Source organism: Shewanella sp. ALD9 (assembly GCF_002836315.1).
Classification (GTDB): Bacteria; Pseudomonadota; Gammaproteobacteria; order Enterobacterales; family Shewanellaceae; genus Shewanella.
In genome coordinates, this window is the sequence record NZ_PJCD01000002.1 from 359,300 (window position 1) to 382,186 (window position 22,887).

Annotated in this window: 19 protein-coding genes; 7 read left to right on the forward strand and 12 right to left on the reverse strand. The window is 42.4% G+C overall.

Annotation, left to right across the window (positions count from 1 at the left end):
• Nucleotides 1-110 precede the first annotated feature (110 nt).
• The 9 genes from CXF88_RS05080 to CXF88_RS05135 form a co-directional block, all read right to left on the reverse strand.
• Entirely contained in the window at nt 111-1,319 is a 1,209-nt protein-coding gene (locus CXF88_RS05080; protein WP_101085841.1) for an FtsX-like permease family protein, read from the reverse strand.
• A 30-nt stretch (nt 1,320-1,349) separates the two neighbouring features.
• On the reverse strand, nt 1,350-2,663 hold the full coding sequence (locus CXF88_RS05085; RefSeq protein ID WP_101085842.1) for an ABC transporter permease: 1,314 nt from the start codon (nt 2,661-2,663) through the stop codon (nt 1,350-1,352).
• Between the two features lie 10 nt (nt 2,664-2,673).
• Nucleotides 2,674-3,372, reverse strand: coding sequence for an ABC transporter ATP-binding protein (locus CXF88_RS05090; protein WP_101085843.1), 699 nt, complete (start codon nt 3,370-3,372; stop codon nt 2,674-2,676).
• A gap of 140 nt (nt 3,373-3,512) precedes the next feature.
• Entirely contained in the window at nt 3,513-3,734 is a 222-nt protein-coding gene (locus CXF88_RS05095; RefSeq protein WP_101085844.1) for a hypothetical protein, read from the reverse strand.
• Nucleotides 3,735-3,811: 77 nt separating this feature from the next.
• Nucleotides 3,812-5,071 (reverse strand): HlyD family efflux transporter periplasmic adaptor subunit, encoded by a 1,260-nt coding sequence (locus CXF88_RS05100; protein ID WP_101085845.1) that lies wholly within the window; start codon nt 5,069-5,071, stop codon nt 3,812-3,814.
• Between the two features lie 756 nt (nt 5,072-5,827).
• Complete coding sequence (locus CXF88_RS05105) at nt 5,828-6,151, reverse strand: hypothetical protein (RefSeq protein WP_101085846.1); 324 nt, start codon at nt 6,149-6,151, stop codon at nt 5,828-5,830.
• A 680-nt stretch (nt 6,152-6,831) separates the two neighbouring features.
• Nucleotides 6,832-8,466, reverse strand: a complete 1,635-nt coding sequence (locus CXF88_RS05120; RefSeq protein ID WP_101085849.1) for a hypothetical protein — start codon at nt 8,464-8,466, stop codon at nt 6,832-6,834.
• Between the two features lie 613 nt (nt 8,467-9,079).
• Nucleotides 9,080-9,898: a cobalamin-binding protein gene (locus CXF88_RS05130; protein WP_277949082.1), complete on the reverse strand. Its 819-nt coding sequence runs from the start codon at nt 9,896-9,898 to the stop codon at nt 9,080-9,082.
• 248 nt (nt 9,899-10,146) lie between these two features.
• Complete coding sequence (locus CXF88_RS05135) at nt 10,147-11,184, reverse strand: DUF2235 domain-containing protein (protein ID WP_101085852.1); 1,038 nt, start codon at nt 11,182-11,184, stop codon at nt 10,147-10,149.
• 131 nt (nt 11,185-11,315) lie between these two features.
• Between CXF88_RS05135 and CXF88_RS05140 the strand changes: the two genes are divergently transcribed.
• From CXF88_RS05140 to CXF88_RS05150, 3 genes are all read left to right on the forward strand, one after another.
• Complete coding sequence (locus CXF88_RS05140; RefSeq protein WP_059746537.1) at nt 11,316-11,858, forward strand: hydrolase; 543 nt, start codon at nt 11,316-11,318, stop codon at nt 11,856-11,858.
• A 58-nt stretch (nt 11,859-11,916) separates the two neighbouring features.
• A complete protein-coding gene (locus CXF88_RS05145; RefSeq protein WP_101085853.1) occupies nt 11,917-12,945 on the forward strand; it encodes a sulfotransferase in 1,029 nt (342 codons plus the stop codon).
• A gap of 111 nt (nt 12,946-13,056) precedes the next feature.
• A complete protein-coding gene (locus CXF88_RS05150) occupies nt 13,057-14,241 on the forward strand; it encodes an aspartyl/asparaginyl beta-hydroxylase domain-containing protein (RefSeq protein WP_101085854.1) in 1,185 nt (394 codons plus the stop codon).
• Between the two features lie 127 nt (nt 14,242-14,368).
• On the opposite strand, the gene CXF88_RS05155 is transcribed toward CXF88_RS05150, so the two are convergent.
• A complete protein-coding gene (locus CXF88_RS05155) occupies nt 14,369-15,943 on the reverse strand; it encodes a sulfotransferase (RefSeq protein WP_197708409.1) in 1,575 nt (524 codons plus the stop codon).
• A gap of 180 nt (nt 15,944-16,123) precedes the next feature.
• On the opposite strand from CXF88_RS05155, the gene CXF88_RS05160 reads away from it, so the two are divergent.
• From CXF88_RS05160 to CXF88_RS05175, 4 genes are all read left to right on the forward strand, one after another.
• The gene (locus CXF88_RS05160; protein WP_101085856.1) at nt 16,124-17,446 is read left to right on the forward strand and encodes an AarF/ABC1/UbiB kinase family protein; all 1,323 of its coding nucleotides are present in this window, start codon (nt 16,124-16,126) and stop codon (nt 17,444-17,446) included.
• 65 nt (nt 17,447-17,511) lie between these two features.
• Nucleotides 17,512-17,895: a VOC family protein gene (locus CXF88_RS05165; protein ID WP_101085857.1), complete on the forward strand. Its 384-nt coding sequence runs from the start codon at nt 17,512-17,514 to the stop codon at nt 17,893-17,895.
• A gap of 296 nt (nt 17,896-18,191) precedes the next feature.
• A complete protein-coding gene (gene bla / locus CXF88_RS05170) occupies nt 18,192-18,977 on the forward strand; it encodes a subclass B1 metallo-beta-lactamase (RefSeq protein WP_101085858.1) in 786 nt (261 codons plus the stop codon).
• A 90-nt stretch (nt 18,978-19,067) separates the two neighbouring features.
• Nucleotides 19,068-20,792, forward strand: a complete 1,725-nt coding sequence (locus tag CXF88_RS05175) for a pseudouridine synthase (protein ID WP_101085859.1) — start codon at nt 19,068-19,070, stop codon at nt 20,790-20,792.
• Between the two features lie 110 nt (nt 20,793-20,902).
• Here CXF88_RS05175 and CXF88_RS05180 read toward each other — a convergent pair whose 3' ends face one another.
• Together CXF88_RS05180 and CXF88_RS05185 are read right to left on the reverse strand one after the other, a co-directional pair.
• Nucleotides 20,903-21,484, reverse strand: a complete 582-nt coding sequence (locus tag CXF88_RS05180; RefSeq protein ID WP_101085860.1) for a hypothetical protein — start codon at nt 21,482-21,484, stop codon at nt 20,903-20,905.
• Between the two features lie 580 nt (nt 21,485-22,064).
• Nucleotides 22,065-22,859 (reverse strand): 2OG-Fe(II) oxygenase, encoded by a 795-nt coding sequence (locus CXF88_RS05185; RefSeq protein ID WP_101085861.1) that lies wholly within the window; start codon nt 22,857-22,859, stop codon nt 22,065-22,067.
• Nucleotides 22,860-22,887: the final 28 nt, after the last annotated feature.

Below are 22,887 nucleotides of genomic sequence, written 5' to 3' on the forward strand. Positions count from 1 at the left end.
ACTGCATGTTTATACAATAAACATTTACTCACAAACGTAAATAAACAATAACATGACAGAAGACCTCACTGTCACATTATTGTTAAGCGCAAGCGCCGCAGTTTAACAAATTACACACTGCGCGTTGCCATGGCGGGTGAAATATTAGCCGCCTTAGCTGCGGGCACTATTACCGCTAGCGTAGTTACAACCAGCAAACCAATAACAGAGATAATCGGATAAATCACCGGTACCATAGGTAAGCTATACAGTGACATTAATTGCTGCCCAAGTACCAACGATAGCATGCCACCGATGACCCCACCGACAATACAAATTAGGTAATTTTCCACCATAAAGTATTCAATAATGTCACGTTTACGTGCACCCAGCGCGCGGCGAGTGCCTATTTGTTTGGTGCGGCGTTGAATATTAAACATCACCATACCGGTTAATCCCAACGCAGTAATTAACAGCAATAACACCACCATAATACTTAACACTGTCGCCATTAAACGGTGGTTACTGTAAGTTAAATTTTTAATCGTGGTGAGTGTTTGGAAGTTCTCCACTACACGGTTTGGGTTTTCTGCATGCAAGGCTTTACTAATGGCTTCTTCTAACGCTGGAATATGTTCAGGTAATGCCCGCACCATGTATGATTTATTACTACTACTGCCACCAAAATCGATATTCTGGATCACGCTGTATTCAAAGTTTTCGTGGTCAACCCAAGCACCTTGCAGCTTATCCACTATGCCTATAATGGTCACGGCTTGCTCACCTTGATACATGGTTTTACCTAAAGGCGACTCATCGCCCCAAAAGGCTTTGGCTAACGGTTGCGACACTAACGCCATCATGCCGCTGTCATCTAAGCTGGTATTAATTTCATCGGCGGTAAAATTTCGCCCGGCAATTAACTTCGCTCCCATCACATTGAGTAAGTGCTCATTACCCAAATAAAAGGCAAACCCAGGGGTGCTTTTAGCGGTATCTGCATCTGGGCCGTCAACATAGCGATCCATCCATCCGCTGCCGCTTAACGGCAACATATTGCTGTAACTGGCATCAATTACATTGGGCAGCGAACGCAAAATTTGTTGGTCAACTTGGTTTTGTTTCATGTTGTCGATAGCGGGATCAAAGTTATACAGGTTAAAGGTCAGGATCTGATCTTCGGCATAGCCAGATTCTCGCTGCATTAGCGACAAACGTTCGTTAATAATAAAGCTCGCATTGGCGACTATCGCAACCGACAAAATAATCTGCAATAGCAATAAAACCGGCGCACTTTTACTGCGCATTAAACTGGATAAAATCGGTTTGATATGTAACATGGTGATGTCCTTTCTTAAGCTTAACTGGAGTTATTGGGCTTTTAAATACACACTGGGTTTAGTGCGGCACACCACCCAAGCAGGGTAAACCCCAGCCAATACCGCGGTAGAGATAGCAATTAATGGCGTGATAATCCACATACTGGCATCAAGCCCAGTGACACTTTGGTCCATTGAAAAATAGCTGTGCAGCGCCGTTAACGACCCCCAAGCCCATAACAAACCAATCACACCACCAATAAAACCAATCATACCCACTTCGACCATATACTGACTAAAAATCTGTCCACGGCTGGCACCAATAGCACGACGAACACCCACCTCTGGCGCACGCTTTAAAAACTTGGTTAGCAACAGCCCGAGAATATTCACCAAGCACACGCTTAAAAACAGCAAGCTTAAGCCGACTAATATTTTATTATCTTTAGGCACCACATCGTTATCTTCGAGCCATTTCGCGATGTCGCTAATTTGCACTGACTCGCTAGGGGTTTTAGCGGTATCAGTAAAGCGGCCGAGCGCTCTTTGCTGCTCAACATAACGCGTTAACCAGCCTAAAAAGCTTTGTTTCTGCTCATCGGTGTTCAGTTCAGTCCAAAATTGAATCCATACTTTTTCTGACGCTAAGCGGTCGCTGTATGTGATCATGGGTTCGAACTTCCAACCGCTGGTGTTACCCCATACATCAAATTCTTCTTGGCCTGTTAACGAGAACGGAATGAATATCTCTTCAGCATCATTAAACGCACCATTAAGTGGATCGTAGTATTTAGGTTGCGGATTCCAGTCATCAATCACCCCAACAATTTGATAAGGTTTACGGTCTAAAAAGAGTGTTTTGCCTACGCTATTTTTACCTTCAAAAAAGCGTAAGTTTAATTTTTGACTAATCACTACTTGGTAAGCTGGGCGTAAATCAACACTGGCATCCCAGTAACTGCCATAAATAAAGGGTACCGAAAAAATCCGAAAAAAGTCTCTGTCGGTTAACCTAACGCTGTTCAACACGGGTTCAATTTTAGGATTGTCAGATTGTAATGCTAAGCCGGTTCGATAAGTCGCTGCTTTGAGGCTTAATTCTTTGTTATTGCGCAAGTTCATCGCATCCATATAGGTGATGCTTGGAATAAACTCATCCCAGGTATCCAAGCCTTGGCTCCACAACTGCACTGAATTAATCACCTCACTGCGATCGCCCGCCGGATTATAAGACATAGTTTTATAGACATTGAGCGTAGTGATAGTAATGCCGATACCAATCGAAATCGCTAATACCATCAACATCGATAACATCGGTGTTTTACGGATACTTCGCCACGCTAAATCACAATAGTAAAAAAACATAGTGTTCCCCTTAGCGAGTGCCGGTAGCAGCTGGTTGGTACATCGAAAAATCACACACTTGACCATCAACAATTTGAATATTGCGCTGGGCACGACGCGCAAGCTCTGAGTCATGGGTCACCATAATAATAGTGGTGCCTTGTTGATTGATATTTTCAAGTAATTCCATCACCTGGCGCGCCATTAAGCTGTCTAAATTACCGGTTGGTTCATCGGCTAATAAAAACCGTGGTTCGCCTGCTAATGCACGCGCAATAGCGACACGTTGTTGTTGTCCGCCAGACAATTGCGTCGGTAAGTGTTTCATCCGCGCACCTAAGCCGACTTGTTCTAATGCGGACTCGACTCGGCGCTTACGCTCACTGGCATTCATACCGCGATAACGCAGCGGCACTTCAACATTTTCGGCCAGATTAAGATCGGGAATAAGGTTGAACCCCTGAAAGATAAAGCCAATTTTTTCATTACGGACTTTAGCGCTTTTGTTGTCACTTAAATTCGACACATTAACGCCATCAAGGCTGAACTCGCCAGAGGTAAAGCCTTCGAGCAAACCCGCAATATTCAAAAAGGTGGTTTTACCTGAACCAGACGGGCCTGTCACCGCAACAAACTCACCTTCTTGTACTTCAAGGTTAAAGTCGCGTAGCGCATGGGTTTCAACTAAGTCAGTTTTGAATACTTTACTGATATTTTTCATGGATAACATAATGGCTTCCTTGGTTAATTCGGTTGTCGCATCCCAGCGCCTAGGGCTGATAATGTCAATCTTGCAAATCTGAATACGGCTTTGTTAAATACTTTTGTTTTTAATGTTATTGGCGTCAGTGCCGTTAGTATCAGTCATGGCTAAAACAGCAGCTTAATCTTGACCATGTCGCTAATATCAATATGCAAACTAACGGTAGGACTAATATCTCTTAATCGATTCGAAACCTGGCTACTCATGTCAATTAATTGCAAACTAACCGATAACCAATCTGTATGATTATCAATGCGATAACTCACCGCTATTGCGAGAATAAATAACGCCAGTAGCGCGATAAGCTGTCTACGTTGAATAAAAGTCATAGAATGTCCTTACTCAGTTGAGTGTTTGGTTATTTGATTCGTTATTGATTTAGCTATCGACTTAATTATCAACTTAGCTATCGGATTTGAATTGTTGGATCATTTTTAAAGGTTTCGGTACCGGATATCACCCATACATCACCTGCTTCACCGCCTTCAAGCACTTCAACCTGGCTCATACTGCGTGCGCCCAATTTAACGACTTTCTTATGAGCAACAGCGTCACTCACTTGATACGCCACTTCGCCGCCCATATTGAGAAAATCACCGCGTTTCACTATCAACACATTGGGTCTGTTTTCCAGTAAGACTCGGGCAGACAAACGCTGATTTTGACGTAACGATAAGGTGTTACTGTCAGCAAAACGCACTCGGGCGGTCACTTCACGATTACGGACTTCGGGTGAAATTGACGATAATTGGCCTACCACATTAACGTTGCCAAAACTCAGCTCGACATCCATCCCTAAACCCAGTTCATCGGCATAAGACTCTGGCACAGCCAACTCAGCTTCAAAGGCAGTTAAATCGACCACAGTTAATATTGGTTGGCTGGCGGCAATACGGGCTTTTTGCTCCACCAGCCAGTTACCAATAATGCCGCTAACCGGCGCGATAATACTCAAGGCGTTGGCTTGACGAGTTAACTCCCTCACCACTAGCGCTTGACGTTGTACTTCAAGGGTACGGTTTTTAATTTCAAAACTGAGGGTGTCACGCATAAGCTCGACTTCTTGCTGGGCATGCTTATGTAATAATTTGGCTTTATGTAAATCATCTTTGCTTTTTTCAAAATCGATTTTGCTGATCAAACTCGACTCAATCAATTGATCACCACGACGACTTTCACGATCAGCCGCTTCTAAATCGACTTTCGCCATGTCTAAAATCTGGCTAACACGCAATTGCTCACGGCGGGCATCTAACTTGGCGCGCTCTAAACTGCCCTGCATGCCTTCAAGCATCGACTGCTGTTGTTGCAATTCACTTTGTAAACGCGGACTTTCAATCTTGGCTACCACTTGCCCCAGCTCAACTTCATCACCAGGCTGACTTAATAGCGTCACCACACCTTCTTCCGTGCTATATAAAATGGGCGCATTGGCCGCGACAATTTTACCGGTAGTGGCAATATCACGCACCAACGTGCCACGGGTTAAGGTTGCCAAACGTAAATCTGCACCATCAACCGAACGTTGATTACTGTCATGACTTAAACTCGCCCACACCAACGCGCTCATCAAAATTGCACCACAACCTATCATCAAGGGTAAGCGCAATTTACGGCCTAACTTAGGCGCAATAACAGTATCTTGGCTACTTGTGTCTTTAATCATCTCAGGTCCTTAGGTAACGCGCTGACCGCACCCACCTCTTCACATTTATGCCAAGATAAAGCACAAGCCATGCCAATAGTTATTTATTGTTGTTTTTCATAATGATATAAATTTAAAAAGATAACCGAACACCCTAAAAGTGTCCGCGGACAGCGCTGAAAACTGTCCGGTTATTGAGAAAGTGTCCGAGCGGACACTTATGGTTTGCTTTGTACTTATGTACTTTATGGCCTGCGGCCACTAACGCTTAAGATCGCAAGGTTCCACCCTGCACGGGCCAAAAGGGGATCAACAGCAATCCCCTCTTGGATCACCCCTGCCGTTCCGGCAACATTTTCGCTATTTAACCAAACAATAGCAGCGAAAAAATTGCGACGGAAATTGAGCCAGCTTTAAACCGTATTTGTAGCCGGCCTCGGCCTTATTCGAAAATGCTAACGCTTCCGATGGGGCGTCCCTTCCCCTCGTAAGCTAGCTGGCCGTCCATGGCCAGCTCACGTCATTTTCTTCAACGGCCTCAAGTTCAGAGTTGAATTTAGACATTTCAAGCTGAGGTATCTGAGTCATTTATGGGCAGAAGCATTTTAGAGAAGCCAATGTTTCAATTTACTTTTTATAAAAGTTTACTCTGACCACACTAAATTTCTAAATCGAGACATACTGATTTACTTTGCTAACAAACCCGTTCAACTTGGTTTAACGCCAACAATAAGTAAATGACAAATTGCTAAAACAAGCATTCCCGAAAAACGACAGTTATTTGGCTTTTTGATTAGCTTGTATTTTATTTAACTCTTGAGACAAAACACTTTCCACTGTGTCGTGTTGCGGTAGTTTTTTTTCAAGTATATCAACTAGTTCATTATATTTAGGTGAAGCACCAAGTTGTGGCAACAATATCGTTAAAATAACTAAGGGAATAGCCAAATAGGCAAACTGTTCTTCAGGTAAAACGCCAAACAACATGGCGATTAAAAGGCCAACTAATATCGCAAATAACACTGGCTGGAACAGTTTACTTTTGTTTCGTGATTTAATGGCAGCTTTAACAACTGCAACTTCTTTTTGAGTCATATCCATTATCAAATATCCATAAAAAATAATGTTTTAGTATTTGTGCTTAACACGGTTTACAAAGCATAAATCACTTGTTGGACTTGGTCGATACCATATATACATTTTAGGTAACTTTTACTTAACATGATGCTGTAAGCATTTTCTTCAACAGATCCAAGTTCAAGGTTGAATTTATACATTTGTAAGCTGAGGCTAACTCGTTTTTTAGACAAACGTTGGTTTAAGATATGGCCTGCGGCCACTAACGCTTAAGATCGCAAGGTTCCACCCTGCACGGGCAAAAAGGGGATCAACAGCAATCCCCTCTTGGATCACCCCTGCCGTTCCGGCAACATTTTCGCTATTTAACCAAACAACAGCAGCGAAAAAATTGCGACGGAAATTGAGCCAGCTTTAAACCGTATTTGAATCCTGCCTCGGCCCTTTTTGCAATAAAGAGTGAAAATGCTAACGCTTCCGATGGGGCGTCCCTTCCCCTCGAAAGCTAGCCAGACATCCATGTCTGGACTCACGCTATTTTCTTCAACGGCCTCAAGTTCAGAGTTGAATTTGTACATTTTTAAACAAGACTTCTAAGTCATTTATGAACAAAATCTTGATATGGGCTTAGCTAAATTAGAAGTTCGAGAATCAGTTAGGATATGAAAAAGTTGCATACTCATGCGACCAGCATTAATGCTTTACTAGTTTCGAAATTTACACATTCTGTCTTTATTTAATTCACTGATACTTGCAATTTTATCAAGGGCTTCATTAACCTTAGTGGCCAAATCTTGGCTGCTCCCTGAAAGTAGCATAAAGACTCGAATATAATCCGTTAGCTCTTCACCTTCAAAGCTCATGAATAAATCATAAATCTCTTCTGTCTTGAGCCTTGCTAATATTTCAGCTTCAGACGAGTTGTAAGAATTTGAACCACTCCTCAAGTCCAATATATCTTTCACTGTCGGCTCTGGCTTTAACTCTAAGTAAGCTTTACGCAATCTTTCAATAAACCGCTCGTCTTTAATCTCAAATGAGAAAACACTATCTACATCAAAATCTTCGGGACTCCCACGCTTCGAGTCAATGAAAAACTCAATCAACTCATCCGCTTTTTCATCCTTTCCAATCGTACGTAACACCTTCAAACCAGAGCTATATTGAGAAGCAGAAGTACTAGACGCTATATCTCGCATTCCCTCTTCAAATGCTAAAGTAATATCTTTTTCGTTACTATTAAATGATCCATGGAAAAGCTTCCAAGCCTCATCCCATTTAGCACTAGCATTTTGAATTTCAAACTCTTTCTGTTTATGTATACATAGAGGAATTAACTTTTCTTTATCAAGAAACCCCTGCTCAATACCACGAGCAACAGCCAAATCTATCTCATCGGTATATCCGTAACCATATCGATTTAACGTAATATTCCAACGAACGGTTATTTCTTTCGTCCATCCCACCTGTTCATTTTCCTTCCTAATCCCAGATTGGTTTACAAACGCAAATTCTGGAATGCATTTTTCATCAGCACCATGGCAGTAGTAACACCAACTAAGCACTATAGTAGAGTGAATCACTTGCCTCTTGATGCTTTCATCGAAGCCGTTGACCAACTCTAAGAATTCCTTCGTGTGCTCAACTATCTTTCTGATTACTCGTTTATTTTTAATATCTAGTCCAACACAGCAATCACGAACGTAATGCCTGAACTCGAAGTCTTCAGCAAACATAGTGTCAAAGCACTGTCCTGCGGTAGGTTCGAAGTGGAGTTGTCTATCGACTATTTTCTCTTTGTACTTCCTGTAATCTTCGAAAGTTGCGTCCCCAGCTTGCTCATTAAGCAATAAGACAACCTTGCACCCTTTTTGCTCCTTGAAGAAAGAAACTAATCCCATAAAGTCTTTGATACTGATACCGTTACTATGGCGCTCTAAGTCATCAAAACAGACTATCGTTTTGTTCATTGCTAATTGAGAAAGTGAATTAATAAGGCTACCGATACCTCCGACATACTTACTCACATAGGGTATTTTTGTATCCTTAATCAGATCAGCAACTTTTTTTGAATAGCCTTTGATGTTAGGCGATTCTCCAATTTGCTTGGTATCAATCGTGTTTAGGAACGTAGTTTGTTTTAGCTCAGCAATAGAATTAATCCCAAACAGTGAAACGTAGGAGTATGATTTCAAAACGCATTCATGTTTGAATTCTTCTATGTACCGCTCCCAGCTATAAGTCTTACCGACCCCCCAATCACCTTTAATAGCCAGCACTTCAGGAGTATCTGAGGAAAGGAACCTTCGAATTTGTTCTTTAACTAATTCAATTGACATATTTGTAAATTCCCTACAGAACAGAATGGTATCGAGACCAATATAAACTAATTAATCAATATGTTGTACAAAATAAAGCACCTGTGTAAGCATCCATAAAAAAGCCAATGGCTTTGCTTTTGTCATGACTATTTGTATGAGGCACGTTATAATTCTAAATCACTTTGGGTCAAAAACGAGTTAGTTCTCTTGTCTTTAAAAAGGACAGATTCAACTCTGAACTTGAGGCCGTTGAAGAAAATAGCGTGATGCTCACATGGATGTGAGCTTAGCTTTCGCGGTACAGGATGTACCATCGGAAGCGTTAGCATTTTCGAATAAGGCCGAAGAAGATTTCAAACGAAGTCAAAAGCTGGATCTATCCCCATGGCGACCTTTTCGCTGTTTGAAAATGTTGCGGGGCGGCTGGGAGTTCCAAGAGGGAACAGCCGTTGGTTTCCTCTTGGTCTGGTGTGGGTGAAGCGCCACGACGTTAGTGGCCGCAGGCCATAAAAGCAACAAGCAAACACCTGGGTCCCGGCTCACAATCATTACCGGGATGACGGAATAAGTAATCGAATATACCGCCACGACGAAATAAGAAATCGATTATGCTGCACGACGAAATAAAGTCTTACTTTCTTACTTTATCCAACGCCTCACAAACCGCATTAACGCCTTGAATTGCCCTTGGGGTTGCCCGATGCAGTAAATCGGCATCAAACTGATATATATGCTGGTTTTTTACCGCGGGTAGCTCAGGCCAGTCAGACCAATTAATACCTAAAATATTGCCTTCATCTTGGCTTTGTAAAATCACTTGTGCGCCAGTTAGTAACACATTTTCGATGCTAATTTGTGGATACTCACTTGCTGCATCATAAAACACATTTTCACCATGGCACACTTCAATAAGGTTTTGGATCCAACTGCCCTTAGCAACTGTCATCAACGGTGTTGACCATAATTGATAAAACACTTTTACCGCAGGCTTCGTTTGGTTTTGCAACGTAATATCAGCCAATTGCTGACGATAGTCATCGGCCACTTGCTTGGCTTTAACCGAATGTCCGGTGAGTTTACCCAGCAGTTCAATATCCGTCGCAACATCAGCTAAGCTTTTAGGATCACTATTCACAACGGTAAAACCTAAATCACGTAACTGATTAATGTCTTCCATTTTATTACCGCTTTGCCACACCAGCACCAAATCGGGATTCAGTTCAATCACTCGCTCGATTTGAATACCGTAATAACCACCAATACTCGGAATATTCTTAGCTGCTGCAGGGAAATCGGCATAATCGGTGGTGGCAACAATTGAGTCGCCGGCACCAATAGCAAACAGCATTTCAACTCCATGAGGCGATAAAGCAATAATCCGTTTTGCCGGCGGCTTATCTTGTAAATCATCTGAAGCCGTCGATTCAGCCGCGGGTAAAATGAGTGATATAGACGAGAGCCCAATCACTGTGATGAGCGATAAAAATACACGTAGCAAAATACTGTCCTTAATCGAAATGTTTTTAGTAATGAATAGTAATAGTGGTGACTATTAGTGGTGACTATTAGTGGTGACTATTAGTTGTGACTATTAGTAGTACTAATGGTTGCTATTAGTGGTTGCTATTAGTGGTTGCTATTAGTGGTTGCTATTAGTGGTTGCTAACACTCGTTATTTAATGATGGTGTTAACACAGATTATTGCACCAGTTTATCGGGCCAACCATGGTTATCAATGTAATTTACTAAATTTTTCGGTCGATAATTACTGTCATTCAGCCAGCGCGTTTTAACCGACTGATGTAATAATATCAGCGCTTGCTCGGGGTCAAGCTCGCGTATAAAGCGTTTTTTAACCCGATAAAAGCTGCGATATGAATCTTGAATATCCGCCATAGGATTAGGCAATAAAGCATCGGCTAAATGTAACTCGACCGTTAAGTTAACTGCTCGCGCTTGGCTTATCATCCACTGCAACGCTATATCAGACAAGGTGCTACCGTCATCATTGGGGGCAACGCTACCACCAATATTACTGTGGGCGCCAATAAACCAAACCTGCTGTATGTCTATGCTGGTACGAGGTGCCCAAATGGTGGGTTCAAAATCGCTGCGATGCTCATCTAACGCGAGTGCATGGCGAGCCACTTTGACATTTCGGCCTAACTTGGCGTCATAAAACTCATCTTTATCTTCAAACATGCCTAAAAAAGACAGCGGGATCCCCATCGCCCCTACGGTGTCCCACACGCCAACAAAAGCCACTTCACGTGAAGGATGCGAATGTTGCAGACGAAATGCCACAGAGCGATCACCATCTGGTGAAAAAGGTTGAGTTTTCATTTTATAGTGGTCAAACGCTTGCTGAATAAGCTTGGCATCTGGCCGAGTGACAATACCGCAATTATTGATGAGGCCACACAAACAACGCACTGTGTATGCACCACGGCTAAAACCAAACAGGTATATCTCGTCGCCAGGAGAGTAGTTTTGCACTATGTAGCGATAAGCATCCATAATGTTTTTATGTAAGCCGCGCCCAGTTGCCCCACCAATCATGGAGTCATAGTACGAACCAATTCCCCAATCGTAAAACACCTGTTGCGGTACACCATCATCAGCAATGGGTTTGATGGCTCTGGCGAGTTTAAGTACATTAGTGGCGTGATCTTTTTCAAGATCTTTTTCTGGCCGATTCCAGGTTCCATCGGCACAAATGACAATACGTTTATTCATATCAATCCCTGACATTCTTTGAGTGAACATTCATAAAAATTATCATAGCCATAATAGACTAAATGCTTATTTGCACCACGGTAAAAATAACCAATACTCGACAGCTCACTTAATCATTCGAGTAACTGACCATGATAACAGCAGAACAAAGTGTATTAATGATTGTAGACGTACAAGGCAAGCTAGCCCAGGTTATGCAGCAATCAGCTCAACTACACCAAAAGCTTGCAGTATTAATTCAAGGTGCACAACTATTTGATATTCCGATTATTTGGTTAGAACAATTACCCAATAAATTAGGCCATACCAGCGACGAACTCGCACAAATATTATCGCAAACAACTAAACCTATCGCTAAAGAGCACTTTAGTGGCTGGCATTGTGAAGAAGCAAAACAACAACTTAAAGCATTAAACCGCAATAATGTCATTCTTGCGGGTATCGAAACCCATGTTTGCGTTTACCAAACGTGCAAAGATTTACTGGCCAACGACTATCAAGTGCATCTTGTTGCCGATGCTGTTGCATCAAGGGGTACAGACAATAAAGTACTTGGGGTGCAAATGATGCTTAATGATGGTGCCAATCTCACCAATGTTGAATCACTACTGTTTGAGCTACAACATGTTGCCCAAGGTGACCGCTTTAAGGCTCTACTGAAATTGATAAAGTAGCCATATGATATCGGTGTGGGTATGATGTTAAAAAATATAACAATAACATCATACCGCTATGCATCAATTTGATCGGCCCATTATTATTTTATCCGCGCCTCGTTCAGGCAGCACTTTGTTGTTTGAAGTTCTATCAAAAAGCCAGTCTATATGGACCATTGGCGGCGAAAGTCATGCGCTAATTGAAACCATACCCAAGCTGAATATCGCCTATCGTCAATTTAGTTCTAATGCGTTAACGGAACAAGATATCGATGACGAATTACGCCAGCAATTACTGCTACGTTTTAGCGATGCGCTGCAAGATAATCAGGGTAATAAACCCGATAGTATTGATACGACTAATATCCGCTTTTTAGAAAAAACCCCAAAAAACAGTTTGCGGGTCGACTTTTTTAATGCGCTGTTTCCCGACGCTTTATTTATCTATTTAGTGAGGGAGCCTAAAGAAAACATCAGCAGTATTATGCAAGCGTGGCGGTCGAATAAGTTTGTCACTTACCCAAATCTACCGGGATGGGATAAGCGTAATTGGTCGCTACTGTTACCAGAAAAATGGCAGCAACTTAATCGCCAGCCATTACAGGCTATTGCCGCGTTTCAATGGCAATCCGCTAATGAAGCGATTATGGATTCATTGCAAAAGATTGACAGTAATCGCTGGTGCATGGTGTCTTATGATCAATTAATTGCAGATCCTGCGAAAACCGTTAAGCAACTATGCCAATTTACCGGTACGGATTTTGACCCTGCTTTAGCGCAATTATGCAGTAAGCCATTAGCGCATTCTCGCTACACCATCTCGACACCCAAACCCAATAAATGGCTTGAGAATTACCATGACATCGCCAAAATCTGGCCAAATATTTCTACAACACTGAACAAAATCAATCGTCATTTACGCCAGCGCGGTCATCCCATCTATGACACTCAATGGCAGCAACACGACATTGCAGAGCCTGTAGCACTGACACCCGAACCAACTGAAAAACTCGCTACGCCAAGCGAGCAAAATGTATCTCGTAACAGTCCCTGCCCTTGTGGGTCTGGCAAACGATTTAAACAATGCCATGGCCAGTTGCGTTAGCCGTTTGAGTTAGTCATTTGAGTAAGTCATTTGTAAATAGTCAGTAGAACGGGTAAAAATACCTGTGTAGAAAATCATAACATTAAGCGCCGTATTACAGAGAGCCCAATTATGAAGTTACCCCATGAGTTTTATCAGTTACCTTTTCGCTTTGATGTTGGTCAATTAACCAAAGAGATCGAACAATTTACCGAAGCAGATTGGGTAACTCATCATGAAGGTTTTCAGGGCAATTCGGCTATTCCGTTAATCTCTGTCAATGGCGAGTTTAATAATGACTTTAAAGGGCCAATGCAGCCCACTGCGGCGTTAGCAAAAAGCCCTTACATAAAACAAATCCTCGCCTCCTTTGGTGAGGTGCTCAGCCGATCAAGGTTAATGCGCTTAGCGCCAGGTGCACAAGTGCCACTGCATTCAGACATTAATTATCATTGGTATAAACGGGTTCGAGTGCATATTCCCATTACCACCACTGAACAAGTACAGTTTTTTTGCCATGACAAACAAGTGCACATGGGCGCCGGAGAGTGTTGGATTTTCGACTCGTGGAAGCTCCACAAAGTGGAGAATAACAGCGACCAATACCGAGTTCATTTAGTGGTTGATTTAGCCGGTTCTAGTCAATTTTGGCGCACGGTGTTTCAACACTCGCGTTCAATCGCAGATGATCAATCAACAACATTAAACAGTCAATTCGTCGGTTTTAACCCAGACTCACCTACAACCTTCATCACCGAGCAATTTAATGCCCCAGTGATCATGCCTGTTGCTGAGGTTGAATACTTAACTAATGAGCTGTTAACTGAGGTTAAACACAACCCTGTAAATCAGATTGCCGAAGTGAATGCATTTTCAGTAGTCATCGCAGAGTTTGTGGCCGATTGGCGGATGTTATGGCTGCAATATGAGTGCACTAAAGCAGGTTGGCCGCATTATCATGCGTTACGTGAACAAACCATGATAAAAGCACTACAGTGCGCTAAGTCACTACAACTGACCCATTCTGGTTCAGCGGTAAAGGCGTTCGAACAATTGGTTATCGTGGCGTGTATGAATGTTGAACTTAGTGAGCAATTAGCAACACGCAAACAGGCTATTACTTTACCAAAAAGCTCACCAAAAAGTGCAAATTTAGCATCCGTAAAATCTGCATCAGCAACATCAACATCAACAATAATACCAAAAACAGCAGCTAAAAATAACGCCCGCACTATTGCTGCACCGCCATCTCGCAATAGTCCTTGCCCCTGCGGCAGTGGCGAGCGCTATAAAGCCTGTCACGGTAAAGTGAGTTAGTAAGACGAATACCTGCATAGGTTTATCTGAGAATATATACAAAAATGGCGCCCTGAGGCGCCATTTCTATAAAGTCAGCCAAACTAGGTTGTTTTGGCTTATAGCAAATTCTTATTCCAAGTTCTGCTTAACTAAAGAATTGCAGTGCTGCTTTTTTCGCAATGGCATCCAACTCGGCTATTTGCTCAGGTATAAAAGCTTGATATTTGTCTGCCTGACCAATTGCCTTAGGATTCATAGGCTGCCTAACTTGACTAGCGCTAGGCGTTAATACGGCTCGGTCAGACTCATAAAAGGTAAAACATTGCGCTTGAGTCGTTAACTCACAGTAATCTAATATGCGTTGAATTTGTGACTCTGGTTCACGCACTAATTGCTCAAAACAAACATGTAAAATCTCATTAGGGTACAACCTATCCCAATGTTGCATGATGTCTAAATAATGTTGCCAGTAACTTGAAATACCCGCAAACGAATACGAATAGTCATGGCCAAAACTGAAAAACTGCTTAAATACACTCAAGCCATTGTCGACGGTATTACGTACCACATTAATGATTTTTGCTTGAGGAAATAAGGTTTTAATTAGCCCAATGTGTAAAAAGTTATTTGGGTTTTTATCGATTACATAGGTTGGTGCATCGCTAAAGTAATGATTCACTTCAGCTAAATACCGTTGGCGGAATTGATCGATATGACTGGCAGAAAGCTGGCTTAGTCTTGCATTATAGCCACCCGACATGTCCATTTGCAGCGCAAAGCGTTCCATAAACGGTAACTCATCGGTCGCGCCAACGTCACTGTGACAAGCCAAAATCTGCTCTACTAATGTGGTACCAGAACGAGGCATCCCTACAATAAAAATTGGTGTTTGACTCGCGGTCGGCAAGCTATCAATATGTGGCGATGGTGTGTGCCAAAGTAGTGACAACACAATATTGGCAAACTGGGCTTGTTTAAAAGGTCTGTGCTGCGCCATTATTTGATTGGCTAATAACATCGACTCACAGGCTTTATCGATTTGCTGTGTTTGCTCGTAAGCTTTACACAAAGCAAAATACACCAACGCCTGATTTTGTTTGCTTAACGACTCATCGGTTGCAAAACCTTGCAATAAGGTTACATCAGCCGTGCTGAATCGATACTGCTTTAAATCTGCCAAACTCCAATAGCCTACACCCACTTGCTTTGGGCTTAATTGAATATATTGCTGATAAAAATCTGCCGCTCGTAACGTGTCGCCTTTGGCTTTATATATATGACCTAAATTAAGCTGCACAGCGGGTTCAGAAAAATCATTTGCTACACACCATTCAAAACATTGTTCAGCTAAGGCCATATCACCGACTTTAGTGGCGACTAATCCGAGTTTGTATTGATTTTTCCCTAGGTTACTTTGGGTATTAATTAATTGTAATAAATACGTTTTCGCCAAGAAAAAGTCTTGTTTCACTTCAGCAATAGCCAATAAGCCAGTCAACACTGAAACCGCATGGGGATCAATAGTTGCTGCACTGACAAAATAGTTTTCGGCCTCATTATATTGTTGTTGCTGTAAATGAATCTGACCTAATAAGCTCAATGCCCCAAGGTGTTTATCATCACGCTTAACCACTTTTCGTGCGTACATTCTGGCCGATGAATAGTTTTTAGACTGAAACAGCGCTTCAGCTTGACTTAAATATTGTTCAATAATACTCAAACTAGGGTCCTTATTATTGTTTTGCTCACCCAAAGAATGGCTTAAATGCCTCTAAAATCAGAGTAACATAGAAAATAGTAAATTTTGACCACGCTATTGGCTCATATTGAACGAAATAATCAACTTCAGCGTACAATTATTTATATTCGCTACGAGTTCATGCGACACAAGTGAGATCTGATGAAAAATAATGAAGCTAAAGTGCCAACCAGTCGATTGTCCCGATTATCAAAAATGGGCGGACTGGCTTCTCGCCTTGCGGGTAATGTGCTGTTAGAAGGGGCAAAGCAGCTTAGCCAGGGTAAATCGCCGTCAATGCAACAACTGATGATGACCCCTAAAAACATTGGTCATGTGGCAGATAAGCTGTCGCAACTGCGCGGCGCTGCCATGAAAGTGGGGCAAATGTTGTCAATGGATGCCGGTGACTTAGTGCCTCCTGAATTGGCTGAAATATTGGCGAAGCTGCGTTCTGACGCTAAAGCCATGCCGCACAAACAATTAACTCAATTATTAGTTCAGCACTGGGGCCATGACTGGCTAGCACCTTTTGCCCAATTTGAACTGCGCCCGTTTGCCGCCGCATCTATCGGCCAAGTACATTTAGCCTATTTGGATACTGGCGAAAAGCTGGCGATAAAGATTCAATATCCAGGGATCCGCGACAGCATCGACAGCGACATAGATAACGTTGCCAGCCTATTAAAAGTCTCGCGGTTAATCCCCGCTAACGTAAAACTCGATACTTTATTGGCCGAAGCTAAAGCGCAGTTACATAACGAAGCAGACTATCACTTTGAAGCACAGCAAATCGCACTCTATCAGCAACAGTTAGGCGACAGTCCTCACTTCGTCGTGCCTAAGGTGTATCCGAAATTGAGCAACGACAGCATTTTGTGTATGCAATATGTTGAAGGCTCCGCAATTGAATCGGTCGAACAGTATCCGCAAGATGTGCGTGACAAGGTTGCCAGCGCGTTGATGGAGCTGTGTTTTAAAGAGCTGTTTTGTTTTCAACTGGTGCAAAGCGATCCTAATTTTGCCAATTTCCAGTATCAAGCCGACAGCCAGAAAATTGTATTACTCGACTTTGGCGCCACTCGCACCATTAGCGACACATTATCGCAAGGTTATATGCAATTGATGCAAGGTGCGATTGCCGATGATAAACAACAAATGATACAAGCGGCACAACAGATCGGCTTTTTTCAAGACGCCATCGACCCACAACAAAAACAACTGATTATTGATATTTTTTACCAAGCTTGTGAGCCATTACGTACTCAAGGAACGTATGATTTTGGTGCAAGTAATTTGGCTAAAAGGATCACTCAGGCAGGTAAAGCCATGAGCACTCAACAAAATGAATGGCACACACCACCAACCGATGCTATTTTCATACATCGGAAGTTAGCAGGCATGTATTTATTAGCCGCTAAACTTAACGCCAATATTAATGTACACGCCCTGTTTAATCAGGTAGTTAATAGTAAAAACGAATAAGTTAACAAATAAGTAAAATAGATATATAAAATTGGTGTTTATTCACCCCAACAAGGAGAGTCACAATGTTCAGCCACATCATGCTTGGTGCTAATGATATCGACAAATCAAAAACCTTTTACGACGCCACACTTGGCGCACTAGGCATTAAACCTGGGATGATTGATCCTAAAGGCCGTTGTTTTTATGTTACTAGCGCAGGTGTATTTGCCCTCACTAAACCACTTAATGGTGAACCCGCTTGTAATGGTAATGGCAGCACCATAGGTTTTCATGCCGATAGCGCAGAGCAAGCCAATGCTTGGCATGCTGCTGGTGTGGCAAGTGGTGGCGAAGCTTGCGAAGATGCTCCTGGTGTTCGCGACAGTCCAAATGGTCCATTATATCTAGCTTATTTACGCGACCCTTCTGGTAACAAAGTCTGCGTATTACACAGACCAAAGGCATAATCGTCGTTATTTATAGTAACGTCTATTATCAATAACTATGTCCAAATATAGATGAAACCAGTACGGTTTCATCTATTATTGATAGCTTAAGAATTCATAGCTTAAGAATTCATAGCTTAAGAATTGATAGCTTAAGGCTATTGCCCATCGATTCGTTCAACACTATCCGCTTCACACAACCAATGTCATCAAGCATGACTTCCCTCTATGTTATCCATTACTCACAAATTCAGTGATACACTTTAACGCCTATTCTTTTCGACTGAACTTTGACTGAACGTTAATTGAGTACCATTATGTTTTCACGAATATTGATATTACTAGTTGGTTTTATTTGCTGTGTACCGCTTGCGATGAGCGCTGAGTCATCAGGCCAACTGACTATTACACCGCTCAGTAGCAATGCTTTGGTTACGGCTAACCAAGCTCAAGCGACACAAATCCAACTATTTGAATATCAGTCATATTTCAAAACTGAAGACTTTGGTTTGGTCGATGCTAATGGCTTAGTGGTTGTTGAAGGCAAAGAGGCGTATTTAATCGATACTCCATGGAGCGAGAAAGACACTATTGCGTTAGTCGAGTGGATAAAGCAGCAAGGGTTTGTACTCAAAGCCAGTATTTCGACTCATTCTCATGCCGACCGCACGGCTGGGATAGGTTATTTAAACAGTATTGGGGTTAGCACTCATGTGTCTGCAATGACTCAGAAAATATTGACCACACAACATCAAACTCTCGCAAACCAGCCGTTTGATGGTGACTCATTTATCCTAGCTAATGGTTTACTCGAAGCTCGCTATTTAGGCGCTGGCCATACAATTGATAACATTGTGGTCTGGCTCCCGAAGGCACAATTACTCTTTGGCGGCTGCCTGGTAAAAAGCGCTCACAGTAAGAGTATGGGCTACATTGCAGAGGCATCGTTAACCGATTGGCCAGTAACGATTAGTAAGGTTAAAGCGACATATCCTGACGCTGAGGTTATTGTGCCAGGGCATGGCGCCATTGGTAATGCTCAGTTGCTTGATCATACTCAAGGGTTGGTTAACGATTTCCTTGCCAAACTACGTTTAGATTAACATTCCAAAACAACCGAGCTCAGTAAATAATGCATCTGCTAGTTTGAAAGGGTAAAATAGCCGCCCTTTAGTGTAGTGAGTGTGTTTTTGATGTCTGTTAACGACCCGTGCTTTATTCCTTTTAATGATGCGATAGCTTTCAATAACACGCTTGCCGAACAAGGGTTGCCTGAATCTTTTACCTTCCCGTTTTATTATCAACCTCATCCATTGACGATACTGGCAGCACAGCAGTTGCAGCAGGAGTTACTTGAGACGAATCCCTGGGGACATAATTTTGGCTTAGACAGCGAACATGACCTTGGCATGGTGATTGGTAAGATGTTTGGTGTGTTGGTGGTCAAAGACACCCTTGGGCAACTTGGTTTTTTAGCCGCATTTTCAGGTAAGTTAGCCGATCAAAATATCTTGCCGCCGTTTGTGCCGCCGGTGTTTGATATGCTGACCCAAGACAGTTTTTTCAGTCATGAAAATAAACAGATTAACCAAATTAATCTGTCGATTAGTCAGCAAGAAGCTAATCCAGTACTGGCAACATTAACCGCGACGTTAACTGCGCAACAACACCAAGCGGAAAGTGAGCTTGAGCAGCAACGTAACGCAATAGTTGAAGGTCGTAAAATGCGTAAGCTGCTACGTGAGCAAGCAGATGATGCATTAGCGCAAGCAAGCATTAACGACGATACCCATAAAACATTGTCTATCGAGTTAAGCCGTCAAAGTGTGCAGCAAAAGCATCAGCTGAACGCGTTAAAGCAACAGTGGCAGACTCAAATCGAAGTCACTAAAGTGGCCTTAGATGCACTTGCGCAGCAAATCAAACAGCTTAAACGTCAGCGCAAACAACTTTCAAATGGATTACAAAACAAACTTTTTGCTCAATATCAGTTTTTAAATGTCTTGGGTGAAGCGCGAGATTTAAACGATATTTTCAATGACGCACCTAACCATTTGCCACCTGCAGGTGCGGGTGAATGTGCGGCACCTAAGTTATTACAATACGCGTTTACACATCAATTGACCCCGATTGCCATGGCAGAGTTTTGGTGGGGTTCATCGCCTAAATCTGAGATAAAACAGCACAAAAACTTCTACCCCGCTTGTCACGGAAAATGCCGACCTATTTTGACTCACATGCTAAAAGGCATGCAAGTTGATAACGATCCACTGTTGATTAATCCGGGTAAAGATCAGCACATTGATATTATTTATCAAGATGATGCGATGGTGATTATTAATAAACCTGCGGAACTATTATCGGTACCTGGCAAAAATATCACCGACTCGGTGTTTAGCCGTATGCAGCAGCTGTTCCCCAATGCGACGGGGCCGCTGATAGTCCATCGCCTAGACATGTCGACCTCAGGCTTAATGGTGATTGCTCTCACCAAAGAAGCCAACAAAGCCCTACAACAACAGTTTATTCAACGCAGCGTGACCAAACGTTATATCGCGTTAATTGATGGGGTGCCTAGCCAAGATGAGGGTGATATTAGTTTGCCATTGCGGGTAGATTTAGACGACCGTCCTAAGCAGCTAGTGTGTTATGAACATGGCAAGCATGCCGAGACGCATTGGCAGGTATTTAAGCGTCAACAACATCAAACCTTAGTTCACTTGTATCCTAAAACGGGGCGAACCCATCAGTTACGCATGCATTGTGCTCATCATGACGGATTGCACATGCCAATAGTAGGTGATGATTTATACGGTGTTGCGACCAACAGATTGCATTTACACGCCCAATATTTAGGCTTAAATCATCCAGTGACCGGCGAAGATATGGTGTTTGAAATCAAAGCCGATTTTGAATAGAGCAGTCGTATAATATAATCGCTTTTTGCTGAAAGTAAATCCGCTAGAAACGATAAAACCGATATTGAATTAACAATATCGGTTTATTTGATTAGTCTCAGTTCTATTGATTAGAAGTTACTAGGTTGCTCTTCTAAATGCATTTGCTCGACTAAACCTTTACCAGTACGTTGTTGGTAGGTAGATTCCGCTTGTTGCATTCTACTACGTCCGCTCGTCACCATGTTTTGGCCTTGTTCAATTGAACTCTCGCCTTCAGCAACGTTGGTATTGCCGTCTTCAATCAGCTCTTTACCATCTGCATACTTATCATCAGCATCTTCCCAAGCATCGGCTACATCATCTAACCTGTCGACTAACATTACTGCACTGGCACCATTTTGAGCGCCGTTTAATGTATTCGCCATCGACTGAAATAGTTGACGTTGTTGCTGCGCAGCTTGTTTGGCTTGTGCTATTAACGCTTCACCTTCACGAATTTGGTTTTTACCTTTACCGATTAACTCACGCCCATCGATTAATAAACTGTTACCTTTTCTGAGGTCTTTTTGTCCTTGTTCCCACTGTTGAGACAAGTCGAGGTGTTGCTCACCTTCGGCTTTCACTTTAGACGCGAAATTATTCTGCGGTGCAGCACATCCAGCTAGGCTAATAACACTGACAACAAACAAACTACACAGTACTGATTTCATGTAAACGTCTCTATATATGTGGTTAGGAAAGCGGCGCAATTAGATAGTTTAGTCAGTCAAATAGCAAGTACTGCGGCACATTAAATCGCGTTAATGAATCTAGTGTACTCGGGGGCAACAGCGCCGATTGATAAACTCAATAGTAAAAAACTCATCGGCTTTTTATCTGTTTACTTAATTGATTTATTGCACCGTATCACCTCTGGCTATCAGTATGTTTTTGTCAATGCTAATGGGTAAAAATGCTAGTCATATCACTGGCTATTTACGCTGATAATTTTATTTGACGAGCATTCGCCATCACAATAGCACCCTCGAAGAGTAAGCTTATTTGATCAGCTTTATAGCAGTTTATTCTTGAAAGAGATAAGCGAGTCAGTTTGATAGCAGCGTGCTTATATGGAGCAGAAAATACATGGCGGATTACCAACATCGACTTAATTCACGAGGATTAAGCAAGGAGAAAAAGTACAACAACGGCACTAAAAAAGCGAACCTGGTGCTTTATTTAGTTAAAATAATACAGTGGTTAACTAATGGGTTAGCTTATCAATAAGCTAACCCATATTGATGAATAATGTTACAACTCAAACAACACATCAGTGCGGATAATGTATTTAACCCCAGAGAAAATAGGCTCTGAGCTATGAATACAATGCAGCGGATGCATGCCATGTGGGAAACACAACACACTCCCCGCAGGCGTTCGCACATCAACTTGGCGCATATTATCGCCGTGTTTTGCTGGTAAGCTTGGGTTGTCGGCATTGACTAAAAAGCGCGTTGCACCGCCTTCAAAGTCTTCTGTCAGTAAGATTAAAAATGTCAGCAGACTGTAGCGATCACCAAAGGCATCTCGCACTAACTGACCATCTACAACTTGGCTTCCAGGCCACGAACCATCTGAATGTGGCTTAAAGAAATCGCCTTCGTTATAGCGATAAAAACGAAAACGATTATTTAATCCTAAAGCAGCTTTACCACCAAAAATGCCCAAGTTATCATCCATAAGATGCTTAACTCTACTCCAAATCACTTGCTCTGTGGTGTTATCAACCACCCAGGTTAAGCTGTCGTTATGGCGTACATTGCGTGGTAATGACACCGCGGCGTCGGGTAAAAAGCCCATCGACTCACTGACCGAAATTAACCGTTTGCACTCAGCTGGCGTCAATACATTCATTAATTGGAACGCACCAGGTACTTCGGCTAACATTTTTTTACTCACGTTAGCCCGCTCAGCATCCGTCAGCTCTGCTTCATTAAGCTCAGCCACATTAGCTTGATGATTAGCCCATGTTGGCAAAGCTGGATGTTCAGCGCCGGGTTCTAGTGCCACCACAAAATAATCTGAATTTACACTTGTTGTGTTCATTTGTTTATACCTTTAACCATAAAATGGG